The 16083-nt window shown below is 51.5% G+C and carries 9 protein-coding genes, 2 tRNA genes and 2 rRNA genes; 11 read left to right on the top strand and 2 right to left on the bottom strand.

Translation table 11 applies throughout. The annotated features are described in order from the left end of the window. Positions 1-222: 222 nt before the first annotated feature. The gene (locus O5O45_RS16065) at positions 223-702 is read left to right on the top strand and encodes a regulatory protein RecX (RefSeq protein WP_305900403.1); all 480 of its coding nucleotides are present in this window, start codon (positions 223-225) and stop codon (positions 700-702) included. Between the two features lie 19 nt (positions 703-721). Here O5O45_RS16065 and mltF read toward each other — a convergent pair whose 3' ends face one another. After that, on the bottom strand, positions 722-2251 hold the full coding sequence (gene mltF, locus O5O45_RS16060) for a membrane-bound lytic murein transglycosylase MltF (protein WP_305900402.1): 1530 nt from the start codon (positions 2249-2251) through the stop codon (positions 722-724). 240 nt (positions 2252-2491) lie between these two features. Here mltF and purL point away from each other — a divergent pair, with 240 nt between their 5' ends. Beyond that, a complete protein-coding gene (gene purL / locus O5O45_RS16055) occupies positions 2492-6388 on the top strand; it encodes a phosphoribosylformylglycinamidine synthase (protein WP_305900401.1) in 3897 nt (1298 codons plus the stop codon). A 593-nt stretch (positions 6389-6981) separates the two neighbouring features. Further along, on the top strand, positions 6982-7293 hold the full coding sequence (locus O5O45_RS16050) for a YqfO family protein (RefSeq protein WP_305900400.1): 312 nt from the start codon (positions 6982-6984) through the stop codon (positions 7291-7293). 36 nt (positions 7294-7329) lie between these two features. Here the strand turns inward: O5O45_RS16050 and O5O45_RS16045 are convergent, their stop codons facing one another. Then, the gene (locus O5O45_RS16045) at positions 7330-7875 is read right to left on the bottom strand and encodes an NUDIX hydrolase (RefSeq protein WP_305900399.1); all 546 of its coding nucleotides are present in this window, start codon (positions 7873-7875) and stop codon (positions 7330-7332) included. A 117-nt stretch (positions 7876-7992) separates the two neighbouring features. Here O5O45_RS16045 and O5O45_RS16040 point away from each other — a divergent pair, with 117 nt between their 5' ends. The 8 genes from O5O45_RS16040 (at position 7993) to O5O45_RS16005 (ending at position 16069) form a co-directional block, all read left to right on the top strand. Then, the gene (locus tag O5O45_RS16040; protein WP_305900398.1) at positions 7993-8613 is read left to right on the top strand and encodes a CoA pyrophosphatase; all 621 of its coding nucleotides are present in this window, start codon (positions 7993-7995) and stop codon (positions 8611-8613) included. A 192-nt stretch (positions 8614-8805) separates the two neighbouring features. Further along, entirely contained in the window at positions 8806-9141 is a 336-nt protein-coding gene (locus tag O5O45_RS32090; RefSeq protein ID WP_459077231.1) for a gamma carbonic anhydrase family protein, read from the top strand. Between the two features lie 12 nt (positions 9142-9153). Beyond that, on the top strand, positions 9154-9357 hold the full coding sequence (locus O5O45_RS16030; protein ID WP_371747849.1) for a DUF1289 domain-containing protein: 204 nt from the start codon (positions 9154-9156) through the stop codon (positions 9355-9357). Between the two features lie 31 nt (positions 9358-9388). Continuing rightward, complete coding sequence (gene purT / locus O5O45_RS16025; protein WP_305900396.1) at positions 9389-10591, top strand: formate-dependent phosphoribosylglycinamide formyltransferase; 1203 nt, start codon at positions 9389-9391, stop codon at positions 10589-10591. 419 nt (positions 10592-11010) lie between these two features. After that, a 16S ribosomal RNA gene (locus tag O5O45_RS16020) occupies positions 11011-12545 on the top strand. A 113-nt stretch (positions 12546-12658) separates the two neighbouring features. After that, positions 12659-12735, top strand: a tRNA-Ile gene (locus tag O5O45_RS16015). A 47-nt stretch (positions 12736-12782) separates the two neighbouring features. After that, positions 12783-12858 (top strand) — tRNA-Ala (locus O5O45_RS16010). Positions 12859-13178: 320 nt separating this feature from the next. Beyond that, positions 13179-16069 (top strand): 23S ribosomal RNA (locus tag O5O45_RS16005). Together the 16S and 23S rRNA genes with 2 tRNA genes alongside form the textbook arrangement of a ribosomal RNA operon. Positions 16070-16083: the final 14 nt, after the last annotated feature.

Below are 16083 nucleotides of genomic sequence, written 5' to 3'. Positions count from 1 at the left end.
GAAAGTTCAATTATCGGGCCTTGAGTTCTTGCGGAAAGACTACTGGCGGCATACTGCGTCGCTGCGGACGTGCGATCTGGTCACCATTCGCGCTATGCTCATTTGCGCGACAGCATAGTCTACTCTCGTTGTTGGCGTCTCGAAAGGGTCGGGCGTAAATCCGCCGCCTTTAATAGGGCGTCAGACTGTTTGCATACTGATCAATATGTTTAAGGTTTAATTATGGACGCTTCAGCCAACCCTGATTTTGAAAAAATAAAACAGGCGCTTTTGGCGAAATCGTTAAGATTGTTAGCTCGTCGGGAATATGCTGAGCGTGAACTTCGGCGCAAACTTGAGGCTGGGGGTGCAGGTGCAGACGTTGTGGAAGCGGTGATCGCTCATCTGTTGGAGAATAACTGGCTGAGCGATTTACGCTACGCGGAGATTCTGGTCCGGCATAGAGCAGGGCAAGGCTATGGCCCTATAAGAATTTCAGCGGAATTGAAGCAGCAGGGCGTGGAGTCGGACTTGATCAGAAAGGCGTTTGCGGAGTCCGGCGTGGACTGGTTTGAGCGTGCTGAGACGACTCTGAGTAAGCGATTTCGAGAGCGCCCGGAAACCCCGCTCGAATTACAGAAACAGAAGCGTTATCTGTTACAGAGAGGGTTTAATTTTGACGAAATCAATGAGGCGGTGAAGGCTGATGCAGATGAGTTTTGAGGACTGTTGAGAAGAGGCCCTAAAGCATTGGAGGAGTGACGCGGAACGGAGCGGGAATCGCGGGCGCTTCCTCTGTCACGCCATCGGCGCCAGACGTTGGGGCGTCTTCATTTTGGGCGACGCTGCCGTCTTCAGCGCCAGGCTGAGTCATCCATACCAGGACGTCATAATAGCGACGGATATTCTGCACATAATGCACGGGCTCCCAGCCGCGAGCGTAACCGTAGCGAGTCTTCACATACCATTTCTTCTGCTGTAACAGGGGCAGTGCTTGTTTGACGTCAATCCATTTGTCCTGATCCATGCCTTGCATTTTCGCCAGGGCGCGAGCATCTTCCAGGTGTCCGAGTCCAACATTATATGCGGCCAGCGCCATCCAAGTCCGGTCTGGCTCCGCGATACGCTCAGAGATGCGCTGCTTGATGCGGCTGAAATAGCCTGCTCCGCCGAAGATGCTCTGCTCAGGATTAAGCCGATTTTTGACGTTCATCTCCTTGGCGGTGGGTAGCGTCAGCATCATCAGGCCTCTTACTCCGGTGGGAGAGGTGGCGTACGGGCGCCAGTGAGATTCCTGATAACCAATTGAAGCCAGCAGGCGCCAGTCGACTTCGAACTTTTCCGATGCCTGCTTAAAGGTCGGCTCAAACTTTGGCAATCTGTCCTTGATATGGCTGATATAAGTGCGCGCACCCACGTAATTCAGTTGATTTACGTGCCCGAAATAGCGCTCCTGAAGATAGATAAGTGTGCCGTCTTCCTTGATTTGTTTGATGAATTCGTCCGCTTTTTGAACCAGAGACATGTCTTCGCCGGGGGGGAAAATCCAGCTGATTTGCAATGGCTCCATTAAAGGGAAGGCTTCCCGCGCACGAGGGAACATAGCTTTGTGAATCTCGTATTCCCGGGAGTTAACGATGGCGTATTCGTATTCTCCCTCTTCTATCAGGCGCATGATCTCGGACGTTTCCATGTCCGCCGCCTCCAACCAGTCCATATCGGGAAGGCGAGAGTCTTTAACCTGTCGCAGAAACTCCGCTTGCGCCGTTTGCGCGGGAATAATCAATTTGCCCCCAATCAGATCGTCAAGCTGCTTCGGTTTGGCACTGCCGTTTCGATACAACACCAGGGGCTGGATTTCCAGATATTCTGAGCTGAAGCGGAGACTGGGACTCTGTGCGGAAGCCGCCAGGCGACTCAAACCGACGGCGGCCAGGTTGGTGTAGTTCTGCTCCAGGACTGTATAGGCTTCGTCAAGATCGCTGGCGACCCGCAGTCGCAACTCGACGCCGAGATATTCCGAAAACTTTTTCGCCAGCTCATATTCAAACCCGGCGGGGCCATCCCTGTCTTCATAGTATGTAGTGGGGGCATTGCGGGTGATAACGTGGAGGGCGCCCTCTTGCTCGATCTTCTCCAGCGTAGTGGGGCGACTGCATGCGCTCAGGTTGACGATAAGCGCCGCTGCGGTCAGCGTCTGAATACCGCTCCTAATAAGTTTGTTCAGGAAACGTCCTGTTCGCCATGAATGAGTGCAGGCTGAAGCAAGCAATATCAGTTCCGGTTATAAACAAAGGGGCTCAATACTTAACAGTAACAAATCAGGTTGCAAGTTAACTGTAGTTAAACTGTGAAAAATCTTGTCGATTTATGTACAAAGCGTCACTGGCTCGGGCTAACCCGCAAGCAACCATCGCACTCATGGGCAGGCCTCTTAAAAGTGGCTCAATGGCTTGATATCTATTATCATTAGCGCCTCTTTTTTCCAGCCTAGAGGCCATCAGTCAGAGATATGTTTGAACTCCGTGGCGCACCAGCCCTCTCCCCATTTCGGCGCGAAAGACTACTCAAGAATATCCAGGAACAGGCTCCTGAAGTCCAGTCAGTGTATGCCGAATACATGCACTTCGTTGATTTGGAAGGAGACCTTTCCGCAGAACAACGCACCGTTCTGGATCGCTTGCTTCAATACGGGCCGCAAGGACAGAGCGAAATGCCAAGCGGCACTCTGTTTCTGGTGGTTCCCCGTCCCGGTACGATTTCTCCATGGTCGAGTAAAGCGACGGATATCGCCCATAACTGCGGACTTACGGCGATTCGCCGAATTGAGAGAGGCGTGGCCTACCATGTTGGCAGCTCAGAACAATTGAGCAGCGAACGCCGCGCTGCGATCGCTGCGATATTGCACGACCGCATGACGCAGTCAGTGTTTCATGAAATTGCGGGAGCCGAGCTGTTATTCGCTCATGCCGAGCCCAAGCCGATGACGACCGTCGATATCCTCGCTGATGGCCGTGACGCGTTGGTGGAAGCTAACCGCTCAATGGGGCTGGCTCTGGCGGAAGATGAAATCGATTATCTCACCAGCGCTTTCACTGAATTGGGACGCAACCCAACGGATGTGGAATTGATGATGTTCGCTCAGGCGAACTCAGAACACTGTCGTCACAAGATCTTTAATGCGACCTGGGAAATTGATGGCGAAGCTCAGTCGCACTCGCTGTTTGGCATGATCCGCAACACCTATGAGCAGGGTGGCGAAGACGTACTCTCGGCGTATCGCGATAACGCAGCGGTAATTAAAGGCGGTCAGGGCGGGCGTTTCTTCCCTGATCATCGAACCAAGGTTTATGGATATAACGTTGAAGATATCCATATCCTTATGAAGGTGGAGACGCATAACCACCCTACGGCAATTTCTCCCTTCGCCGGCGCCTCCACGGGGTCTGGGGGGGAAATTCGCGATGAAGGCGCCACCGGTATCGGCGCAAAGCCCAAAGCGGGCCTGACCGGCTTTACCGTTTCCAACCTTAATATTCCAGGCTACAAGCAACCCTGGGAAGGGGACTACGGTAAGCCAGAACGCATTGTGTCCGCATTACAAATCATGCTGGATGGCCCGATTGGCGGCGCTGCGTTTAACAATGAATTTGGCCGGCCGGCGCTATGTGGGTACTTCCGCACCTATGAAGAGCAGGTGCCTGGCGTAAACGGTCTTGAATGGCGGGGTTACCACAAGCCAATTATGATCGCTGGCGGCATGGGCAACATTCGCGCCTCCCATGTGGAAAAGAAAGATATTCCTGTCGACGCAAAACTGATCGTGTTAGGCGGCCCTGCGATGTTGATCGGTCTGGGTGGCGGAGCAGCGTCCTCAATGGATAGCGGCGCTGGTCAGGAGGATCTCGACTTCGCCTCTGTACAACGGGATAACCCGGAAATGGAGAGACGCTGCCAGGAAGTGATCGATCGTTGCTGGCAGTTGGGGGATGACAACCCCATTCTGTTTATCCATGACGTGGGTGCGGGTGGCTTGTCCAACGCTTTGCCTGAACTGGTGAAAGATGGCGGTCGCGGCGGATTGTTTGAACTGCGTGACGTGCCTAACGATGAGCCTGGCATGTCGCCTCTGGAAATCTGGTGTAACGAATCACAAGAGCGTTACGTCATGGCGGTTGCTGAGCAGGATATGGAGTTGTTTGATCAGCTCTGTCGACGCGAGCGTTGCCCATACGCAGTGGTAGGCTCTGCGACGGAAGAGTTGAAGATTCAAGTCTCTGATGAGTACTTTGCTAACAGTCCGGTAGACCTTCCTATGTCGGTTCTATTTGGCAAGCCGCCAAAAATGCACCGCACTATTGAGCGGAAGAGTTTCACCAAGCCCATTTTTGACTCCACTACCTTGGATCTTAAAGAGGCGGCGGAGAGAATTCTCCGGTTGCCCAGTGTCGCTTCTAAGAGCTTCCTGATCACTATCGGCGACCGCTCTGTGACGGGGATGGTCTCCAGAGATCAGATGGTGGGTCCATGGCAGGCGCCGGTTTCCGATGTGGCGGTGACTACCGCAAGTTTTGATACCTATCGCGGCGAAGCAATGGCGATGGGGGAAAGAACGCCGATTGCGCTGATTGATCCTCCTTCATCCGGTCGTATGGCGGTAGGTGAGACGATTACTAACCTCGCCGCTGCAAAAATAGAAAAGCTGTCGGACATTAAACTGTCTGCGAACTGGATGGCCGCAGCCGGGCATCCCGGTGAAGACGAGGCCCTGTTCGAAACGGTCAAAGCTGTAGGTATGGAGCTGTGCCCCAAGTTGGGCATCACCATTCCTGTCGGCAAAGACTCCATGTCCATGAAGACGGTATGGGAAGAGGGCGAGAGGCAAAAGTCCATGACTGCGCCTCTGTCCCTGATTATCAGTGGTTTCGCGCCGGTTGAGGATGTACGCAAGACATTGACGCCGCAAATGGACCTATCCGCGCCATCCAAGCTGTTACTTATAGACTTGGGCGCAGGCAAGAATCGACTGGGCGGTTCTGCCTTGGCGCAGGTTTATCGTTCTGTTGGGGCAGTGGCTCCTGATTTGGATAACCCTGAAGAGTTAGTGGCCTTTTTCGCATGCATCCAGAAGCTGAACAGCGAGGGCAAACTCAAAGCCTATCATGACCGTTCCGACGGTGGCGTATTCACTACCTTATGTGAAATGGCGTTCGCCAGTCGCTGTGGTATGACTATTTGCTTTGATGGTCTGGTAAAAGACCGCACTCATATCGCTCGCGAGTTGTTTAATGAGGAGCTTGGCGCTGTGGTGCAGGTGTCCGAAGAGCATGTTGAGGATGTGAAAGCCTGTTTTGCTGACGCGGGGCTGGCGGATCATGTTGTCGTATTGGGTGAGCCTCATGCGGATCAATCAGTCAAATTTCAGCATGAAGGACAAACCGTTCTTGGTTATAGCCGGGCGACGTTGCAAAAAATCTGGGCTGAGACCAGCTACCGTATGCAGGCCATGCGGGATAACAGCGAGTGTGCGGCCGAGGAGTTTGCCGCCATTGATGATGACAACGATCCGGGCTTGAGCGCCAAGCTTACTTACGATGTCAACGAAGATATTGCGGCTCCTTTCGTTAATCGCGGCGCCAAGCCAAAAATTGTAGTGCTGCGAGAGCAGGGCGTTAATAGTCAGGCTGAAATGGCGGCGGCGTTCGATAGAGCCGGCTTCAGCGCGGTTGACGTACATATGAGCGATATTCTGTCCGGCGCGGTCTCTCTGAGTCAGTTCAAAGCCTTGGCGGCGTGCGGCGGCTTTTCGTTTGGCGACGTTTTGGGCGCTGGCGAGGGGTGGGCCAAATCAATATTGTTTAACGCTCGGGCAAGAGACCAGTTCGAGGCGTTCTTCCATCGCAAAGACACCTTCGCACTGGGCGTTTGTAACGGTTGTCAGATGATTTCAAACCTGAAAGAGCTGATACCGGGGGCGGATTCCTGGCCGCGCTTTGTGCGTAACCGCTCAGAACAGTACGAAGCCCGTGTTGCAATGGTGGAGGTGTTGGACTCGCCGTCCATATTGTTCCAAGGGATGGCGGGGTCCATGATGCCTATCGCAGTGGCGCACGGAGAAGGTTTGGCGGAAGTGGGCCCTGAAGGCGCATCGGCTTTAATGGCTCAAAAAAATGTGGCGCTACGGTTTGTGGATAACTATGGCCGTCCCACCATGTCGCATCCATTTAATCCTAACGGCTCTCCGCTGGGCATCACCTCGGTGTGTAATGATGATGGGCGTATCACTGTTATGATGCCGCATCCAGAAAGGGTGTTCCGTGCAGTTGCTAACTCTTGGCGTCCTTCCGCTTGGAGTGAAGATGGCGCATGGATGAGGATGTTCCGTAACGCGAGGGTCTGGTTGGGCTAATTCCAGGACGCAATGATGATTTTAAAGAGCGGAGACATTTGTCTCCGCTCTTACTCTCTGCTGAATCTGTTCATTTCCAGGGCTTTTCGCCACATGAGATAAAAAATCTCCGTTTTCCTTTTCAAGCGGCCAAATTAGGCTATGCTTTTCTCCGCTATTATTTTTTGTCAGAAAAGGTAACAAAGTGTACGTCATCGCTAGTTGCAAAACTTGATGTGCTCAAAAAATGCTCGCATGAGTTGCGGGGCCTGCCGGAAAATCCCTATCGCCGCCTAAAAACGAGGCCTTTTTGTCTGCGTTGTTTCTGTTTATTCACATCAGAAATATCTATGTCAAGTAGCATCTAAAAATATTTCAAAGATGTTGTGGTATCAGCGTTGACAAATGTAACTTGTTGATAAATATTGGTATTTTTGTCCTGTTTAATTCGTCGCCAATTTGTCCCGGGCATAGGCCCTATGGGCGATTTGGGAGGAAGTTAAGTATTTATCCCCAAAGTTATCCACAGAATCTGTGGAGAACTCTAGTTTTTCAATCTGGGCAGTAATTTAGTGTCTGCCTGTGGATAAAATTTAAACTGTAATGGAGGGAAAATGTATAAATTAAGCTTTTTTGTTCCTGAGTCGCATATGGAAACAGTGAAGGAAGCAGTCTTTGCTGCGGGAGGCGGGAAGATAGGCGATTATGATCGTTGTAGTTGGCAGACAAAGGGGGTCGGCCAGTTCCGTCCCCTGGATGGCAGCTCTCCATTTCTCGGTAGTGTTGGTGAAGTTGAACGGGTCGAAGAATATAAAGTGGAGTTAGTGGTTGAAGATGCGTTGATCTCGCCGGTCGTGGCGGCAATGAAGCTGGCGCATCCTTACGAAGAACCGGCATACGACGTATACCGGCTGGAAAGTTTTTAAAGGTATCCCCATGCATAAAGCGCCTGAGGGATAGGGTTAATCTTCGGGAATGCCTGCGTGGATATCTTTCACATGCACGGGGAAGGAATTGCTTTTACGATCATGGAAATACTGCTGCAGCGTTATTTTTACCGTAGGAAAAGCGATTTCATCCCAGGGGATGTCGCTCTCTGAAAACAATTGTACGTCCAGGCTTTCCTCGCCGGCGGCGAACTCTCCATTGATTACATTGGCGCGGTAAAAAATATGCACCTGACCGATATGGGGGACGCTGATCATCGTGTATAAGCCGTCTAGATTGACACGCGCTTGCGCTTCCTCCCACGTTTCTCGCATGGCGGCTTCTGAAGTGGTTTCCTGCATTTCCATAAAGCCGGCGGGTAAAGTCCAAAAGCCTAATCTGGGCTCGATGGCTCGCTTGCAAAGTAAAATGCGGTCGCCATAAACGGGAAGTGTGCCGGCAACGATTTTAGGGTTGATGTAGTGGATAGCCTGACAGTGGCCGCATACATGCCTCGGCCGGTTATCTCCTGCGGGAATCTTATGCTCGACGGGTTGGCCGCATTGGCTGCAATACTTCATGGTCAGATGAACAGTCTCACTGGTTGTCTTTTTACTAGCCGAAATAAGCGTTCGTAATTTGGGTGTTCTTTTTGAATGCTGCGCCTCATATTGCACCATACATTACCCCGGACTTGTATGGTATCTTTCCTTGTTTTCCTCATTCAGTCGTCTGCCATGCTCGATAAAATCATCGCTACTCTATCTTCCAATCAACCGCGGCGTTTTCCCAGCGACTTCCCAGAAGCGGCGGTTTTGGTGCCGATTACCAGAGAGAACTGTCCTCAGATTATCCTGACCAGACGCGCTGAGCATATGAAAACTCATAGCGGGCAGGTGGCTTTCCCGGGAGGGATGCGAGACCCTTCGGATCAGAACTTGCGGGACACTGCGCTGCGAGAGACTTTTGAGGAAGTGGGAGTGTCTCCTGAAAAGATAGAAGTGGTTGGCAGCCTTAATCAGGTTGTGTCCCGCCATGGTATAGCCGTCACGCCCTATGTTGGGATAGTCGATCCTGAGGTGGAGTTGATCCCGGACCCAAGTGAGTTGCATAGCGTATTTAAAGCGCCGGTGAGCTTTTTCTTGGAAAACGAGCCTGATCGACTGGATAAAATCAATTTTGAGCAGTATCGATTACAAGTTCCTTGCTGGTTTTACGGCGATTATGAGATCTGGGGCGTTTCCGCAATCATATTGATGGACTTTTTCCGAGTTTCATTTAATCGAAGAATTGGCAGTTTTACTGAAGGTAGGGATTGAACGCATATGAGGTTTAATTTAGGCGATTATCTGGCTGAAATATCCGGGGATGGATGCTTTGTTGCGCCAAATGCTGCGGTTATAGGGCGAGTTGTCATGCGCCCCCAGTCCAGTGTCTGGTTTGGTGCGGTTGTCCGAGCGGATAACGATCAAGTAACCATTGGCCCAAAATCGAACGTTCAGGACTGTGCAGTGTTACACACCGACTCTGGTTGTCCCATTGTGTTGGGAGAGGGGGTGACGGTAGGACATCACGCTATGCTGCACGGATGTGATGTAGGCGACTACAGTCTGATTGGCATCAATGCTGTTGTGCTTAACGGAGCCAAAATTGGACGCTTTTGTATCATTGGCGCTAATGCATTGATTCCTGAAGGTGTTGAGATTCCTGATGGCAGCTTGGTTATTGGGTCTCCAGGAAGAGTAAAGCGTGAATTGAGCGAGCAAGAAAAGAAGCAGCTTATCGTCAGCGCCGAACACTATGTGGAAAACGCCCTCAAATATTCGCGCACTTTGCAGCCAGCCTGATATTGCATATTTATGAAAGAGAATACCAATCGAATGAATGGTGAGCGAGTTGTGCGCTCGCCATGCGTTAGTATCTGCGCTTTGGATGACGATGACATATGTATTGGTTGTCATCGCAGTGTTGAGGAAATAGCTGCTTGGTCTCGAATGAGTAACGAACAGCGCATGGATGTGTTGAAGAAAGTGGCTGACAGAGAACGTAAGTCTGTCATTTAAGTCGCTTAATAATGAATAGGAGCAAAAGGCTATGGTAAGAATTGGTACTCCGCTGACGGATGTTGCGACACGTGCAATGCTATTAGGAAGCGGGGAGCTGGGAAAAGAGGTTGCGATTGAGCTGCAGCGATTTGGCGTCGAAGTCATTGCAGTGGACCGCTACCCAAACGCGCCTGCAATGCAGGTGGCTCACCGCGCTCATGTCATCGACATGCTTGACCCTAAACAGCTGCGGGAATTGGTTGAGCTTGAAGCTCCTGATTTCATCATTCCTGAAATTGAGGCGATTGCGACAGCTGAGCTCCTTGAGCTTGAACGAAGCGGCTTCAATGTCGTGCCCACCGCTCGTGCAGCTAATTTGACCATGAATAGGGAAGGAATTCGCCGGCTGGCGGCGGAGGAGCTGGGATTGAGCACTTCACCTTATGTCTTCGCTGTTGACTTCGAGTCTTTTCGCGAAGCGGTGAATTCAATTGGCGTTCCTTGTGTCGTTAAGCCAATTATGAGCTCATCAGGAAAAGGTCAAAGCGTTATACATAACGAAAGCGATGTTGCGCGTGCTTGGCGATACGCTCAAGAAGGTGGTCGGGCGGGTCAGGGCAAAGTTATCGTAGAGGGATTTGTAGACTTCGATTATGAGATTACGCTTTTAACTTTGCGACATGCTGGAGGGACTTCCTTTTGTGAGCCTATTGGTCATTTGCAAGTTGATGGTGACTACCGGGTAAGCTGGCAGCCACATCCGATGAGTTCTGTAGCATTGGACGCTGCGCAGGATATAGCTGAAAAGGTGACGGCGGCTCTGGGCGGATATGGAATTTTTGGTGTGGAGCTTTTCGTTAAAGGAGATGAAGTCTACTTCAGTGAAGTGTCGCCACGGCCCCATGATACTGGATTGGTTACCCTTGTTTCACAGAACCTGTCGGAGTTTGCTTTGCATGCGAGGGCGTTATTAGGTCTGCCGGTTCCTTCTATTAAGCAAATGGGGGCGTCTGCTTCCGTAGCATTGTTGGTGGAGGGCGATTCGTCCAGTGTCTGTTTTTCTTCACTTGAAGCTGCGCTGTGCAATCCAGATGTGCAAGTGAGACTTTTTGGTAAGCCGGAAGTTCATGGCAAACGTCGAATGGGGGTAGTTTTGGCCCAATCTGAAAGCGTTGATGAGGCGAAGAAGCTTGCGCAGAAAGCGGCGGACAGCATTGTCGTTGAGCTTGAACCAGAAATGAAACAAGAGTGAGCTTGTAAAATAAAAAGAGCGTGCTTTACTTATAAATTACCCATTAGGAACTTTTCCCCTAAAAGTTAAAAATGGAGTTGACGGTGAGAAGGATGTGCGTATAATGCGCCCCACTTCGACGGGGAAGCCGGTCGGAGGGGAGGGAAAGAAGCTGGTTTGAGAGAGCCGGCGGCGCTAAAAAGGAGTTGACACTGAGAAACGAAAGTGTAGAATGCGCGCCTCGGTCGGAGAGAGTCTCCGAAAGAGAAAGTTCTTTAAAAAGTTAATCAAGCAATTTGTTGTGGGCGCTAACTGAGGCGGATCTGGAAAAGATTAAGTCTTAAGTTAGTGACTCGTACAATTCATGAGTGAGTAATCACTCAAGAGTACAGTAGTTTTAACTTGAGCAAGATTAAGAATCTTAATGATTCACACTCTTTAAACTGAAGAGTTTGATCATGGCTCAGATTGAACGCTGGCGGCAGGCTTAACACATGCAAGTCGAGCGGTAACAGTCCTTCGGGAGCTGACGAGCGGCGGACGGGTGAGTAAAGCATAGGAATCTGCCTGTTAGAGGGGGATAGCCCGGGGAAACTCGGATTAATACCGCATACGCCCTACGGGGGAAAGCAGGGGATCTTCGGACCTTGCGCTAACAGATGAGCCTATGTCGGATTAGCTAGTTGGTAGGGTAAGAGCCTACCAAGGCGACGATCCGTAACTGGTCTGAGAGGATGATCAGTCACACTGGAACTGAGACACGGTCCAGACTCCTACGGGAGGCAGCAGTGGGGAATATTGGACAATGGGGGCAACCCTGATCCAGCCATGCCGCGTGTGTGAAGAAGGCCTTCGGGTTGTAAAGCACTTTCAGTGGGGAGGAAAGGGCAGTTGCTAATATCAGCTGCAGTTGACGTTACCCACAGAAGAAGCACCGGCAAACTCCGTGCCAGCAGCCGCGGTAATACGGAGGGTGCGAGCGTTAATCGGAATTACTGGGCGTAAAGCGCGCGTAGGCGGTTGCTTAAGCTAGATGTGAAATCCCCGGGCTCAACCTGGGAACTGCATTTAGAACTGGGCGACTAGAGTTTTGGAGAGGAGGGTAGAATTCCAGGTGTAGCGGTGAAATGCGTAGAGATCTGGAGGAATACCAGTGGCGAAGGCGGCCCTCTGGCCAAAAACTGACGCTGAGGTGCGAAAGCGTGGGGAGCAAACAGGATTAGATACCCTGGTAGTCCACGCCGTAAACGATGAGAACTAGCCGTTGGGGTCCTTAGAGACTTTAGTGGCGCAGCTAACGCGATAAGTTCTCCGCCTGGGGAGTACGGCCGCAAGGTTAAAACTCAAATGAATTGACGGGGGCCCGCACAAGCGGTGGAGCATGTGGTTTAATTCGAAGCAACGCGAAGAACCTTACCTGGCCTTGACATCCAGAGAACTTTCCAGAGATGGATTGGTGCCTTCGGGAACTCTGAGACAGGTGCTGCATGGCTGTCGTCAGCTCGTGTTGTGAAATGTTGGGTTAAGTCCCGTAACGAGCGCAACCCTTGTCCCTATTTGCCAGCACTTCGGGTGGGAACTTTAGGGAGACTGCCGGTGACAAACCGGAGGAAGGTGGGGACGACGTCAAGTCATCATGGCCCTTACGGCCAGGGCTACACACGTGCTACAATGGGGCGTACAGAGGGTTGCGAAGCCGCGAGGTGGAGCTAATCTCTTAAAGCGTCTCGTAGTCCGGATTGGAGTCTGCAACTCGACTCCATGAAGTCGGAATCGCTAGTAATCGCGAATCAGAATGTCGCGGTGAATACGTTCCCGGGCCTTGTACACACCGCCCGTCACACCATGGGAGTGGGTTGCACCAGAAGTAGCTAGTCTAACCTTCGGGGGGACGGTTACCACGGTGTGATTCATGACTGGGGTGAAGTCGTAACAAGGTAGCCGTAGGGGAACCTGCGGCTGGATCACCTCCTTAAACGATATCCAACTGTCTCAGTTTGGCGTCCACAACAAATTGCTTGATTGGCGAGTAGAGAGCTTACTTAAGGGTCATCAGACCCGTGACGCAATCGAGAGATTGCAAGTTCTGGGTCTGTAGCTCAGGTGGTTAGAGCGCACCCCTGATAAGGGTGAGGTCGGTGGTTCAAGTCCACCCAGACCCACCAGAATTTCCTTGTTCTTGGTGAAAACTAAGTGTGATTAGGAAGATTATGGGGCTGTAGCTCAGCTGGGAGAGCGCCTGCCTTGCACGCAGGAGGTCAGCGGTTCGATCCCGCTCAGCTCCACCATTCCATGAATGGTAGTAGTACGGTTGACGATTAAGTAAGTGAAAGCTGACGGTTTGAGATGTTAGAAACGAATACAGCATGAAAGTTTCAGAAAGATGACTGTATTGGTTTCTGGCATTTGGTCAGAGAAGCTCTTTAACAATTTGGATAAGCAAAGTAAAAACCAACACGTAGTGATGAACGAAGTTTGTTTGTCACACAACGGATAGGTTTTACTGAGTAGTTATACTCAAGCGCAATATCGGCAAATTATTGTTACGGTGAAACCAGCGCTGTATAGCTTGAAGTGATGGCAGTAATGAAATTACTTCGGGTTATATGGTCAAGTGAATAAGCGCATACGGTGGATGCCTTGGCAACTGGAGGCGATGAAAGACGTGGAAGCCTGCGATAAGCGTCGGCGAGGTGGCAAACAACCTTTGACCCGGCGATCTCTGAATGGGGAAACCCACCTGATTTATCAGGTATCCTGCACTGAATCCATAGGTGTAGGAGGCGAACCGGGGGAACTGAAACATCTAAGTACCCCGAGGAAAAGAAATCAACCGAGATTCCCTTAGTAGCGGCGAGCGAACGGGGAGCAGCCCTTAAGCTTTGTGACAGATAGGAGAACGCTCTGGAAAGTGCGGCCATAGTGGGTGACAGCCCCGTATCTGAAATCTTATCAAAGTGAAATCGAGTAGGTCGGGACACGTGTTATCTTGACTGAATATGGGGGGACCATCCTCCAAGGCTAAATACTCCCAGTTGACCGATAGTGAACCAGTACCGTGAGGGAAAGGCGAAAAGAACCCCTGTGAGGGGAGTGAAATAGAACCTGAAACCGTATGCGTACAAGCAGTGGGAGCAGATTTATTCTGTGACTGCGTACCTTTTGTATAATGGGTCAGCGACTTACGTTTAGTGGCGAGCTTAACCGAATAGGGGAGGCGTAGGGAAACCGAGTCTGAATAGGGCGAATTAGTCGCTAGGCGTAGACCCGAAACCGAGTGATCTAGCCATGGGCAGGTTGAAGGTTGAGTAACATCAACTGGAGGACCGAACCGAAATCTGTTGAAAAAGATTCGGATGACTTGTGGCTGGGGGTGAAAGGCCAATCAAACTCGGAGATAGCTGGTTCTCCCCGAAAGCTATTTAGGTAGCGCCTCGGACGAACGCCTACGGGGGTAGAGCACTGTTTGGGCTAGGGGGTCATCTCGACTTACCAACCCCATGCAAACTCCGAATACCGTAGAGTGATATCCGGGAGACACACGGCGGGTGCTAACGTCCGTCGTGAAGAGGGAAACAACCCAGACCGCCAGCTAAGGCCCCCAAGTCCATGTTAAGTGGGAAACGATGTGGGAAGGCACAGACAGCTAGGAGGTTGGCTTAGAAGCAGCCACCCTTTAAAGAAAGCGTAATAGCTCACTAGTCGAGTCGGCCTGCGCGGAAGATGTAACGGGGCTCAAACATGGCGCCGAAGCTGCGGATTCATCCAATGGATGAGTGGTAGGGGAGCGTTCTGTAAGCTGATGAAGGTGGATCGAGAGGTCTGCTGGAGGTATCAGAAGTGCGAATGCTGACATGAGTAACGATAATGCGGGTGAAAAACCCGCACGCCGGAAGACCAAGGGTTCCTGCGCAACGCTAATCGGCGCAGGGTGAGTCGGCCCCTAAGGCGAGACCGAAAGGTGTAGTCGATGGGAAATCGGTTAAAATTCCGATACTTTGTATTGCTGCGATGGGGGGACGGAGAAGGCTAGGTCAGCCTGGGATTGGTAGTCCAGGTTTAAGCCTGTAGGCAGTGTGTTTAGGCAAATCCGGACACACAATGCTGAGGGGTGATGACGAACTCTCTTTAAGAGAGTGAAGTGATTGATGCCCAGCTTCCAGGAAAAGCCTCTAAGCTTCAGGCAATACGAAACCGTACCCCAAACCGACACAGGTGGTCAGGTAGAGAATACCAAGGCGCTTGAGAGAACTCGGGTGAAGGAACTAGGCAAAATGGTGCCGTAACTTCGGGAGAAGGCACGCCGTCATGTACGTGAAGGCCCTGCGGCTGGAGCGGAAGGCGGTCGAAGATACCAGGCCCCTGCGACTGTTTATTAAAAACACAGCACTCTGCAAACACGAAAGTGGACGTATAGGGTGTGACGCCTGCCCGGTGCCGGAAGGTTAATTGATGGGGTTAGCGTAAGCGAAGCTCTTGATCGAAGCCCCGGTAAACGGCGGCCGTAACTATAACGGTCCTAAGGTAGCGAAATTCCTTGTCGGGTAAGTTCCGACCTGCACGAATGGCGTAACGATGGGGGCGCTGTCTCCACCCGAGACTCAGTGAAATTGAAATCGCTGTGAAGATGCAGTGTATCCGCGGCTAGACGGAAAGACCCCGTGAACCTTTACTATAGCTTCACAGTGGACTTTGAACCTGCTTGTGTAGGATAGGTGGGAGGCTTTGAAGCGAGGACGCCAGTTCTCGTGGAGCCATCCTTGAAATACCACCCTGGCATGTTTGAGGTTCTAACTCTGACTGGTAATCCCGGTCGAGGACACTGTGTGGTGGGTAGTTTGACTGGGGCGGTCTCCTCCAAAAGAGTAACGGAGGAGCACGAAGGTGCGCTAAGTACGGTCGGACATCGTACGGTTAGTGTAAAGGCAAAAGCGCGCTTAACTGCGAGACAAACACGTCGAGCAGGTACGAAAGTAGGTCTTAGTGATCCGGTGGTTCTGTATGGAAGGGCCATCGCTCAACGGATAAAAGGTACTCCGGGGATAACAGGCTGATACCGCCCAAGAGTTCACATCGACGGCGGTGTTTGGCACCTCGATGTCGGCTCATCACATCCTGGGGCTGAAGCCGGTCCCAAGGGTATGGCTGTTCGCCATTTAAAGTGGTACGCGAGCTGGGTTTAGAACGTCGTGAGACAGTTCGGTCCCTATCTGCCGTGGACGTTGGAGATTTGAGGAGAGTTGCTCCTAGTACGAGAGGACCGGAGTGAACGAACCGCTGGTGTTCGGGTTGTGATGCCAATCGCATTGCCCGGTAGCTATGTTCGGACGGGATAACCGCTGAAAGCATCTAAGCGGGAAGCCCCCTTCAAGATAAGATCTCCCTGAGGACTTGATCCTCCTAAAGGGCCCTTGTAGACCACGAGGTTGATAGGCTGGGTGTGTAAGCGCTGCGAGGCGTTGAGCTAACCAGTACTAATTGCCCGAGAGGCTTGACCATATAACACCGAAGTA

This window comes from Hahella sp. HNIBRBA332 (genome assembly GCF_030719035.1).
Lineage (GTDB): Bacteria > Pseudomonadota > Gammaproteobacteria > Pseudomonadales > Oleiphilaceae > Hahella.
This window is presented reverse-complemented; position numbering and strand designations above follow the sequence as displayed.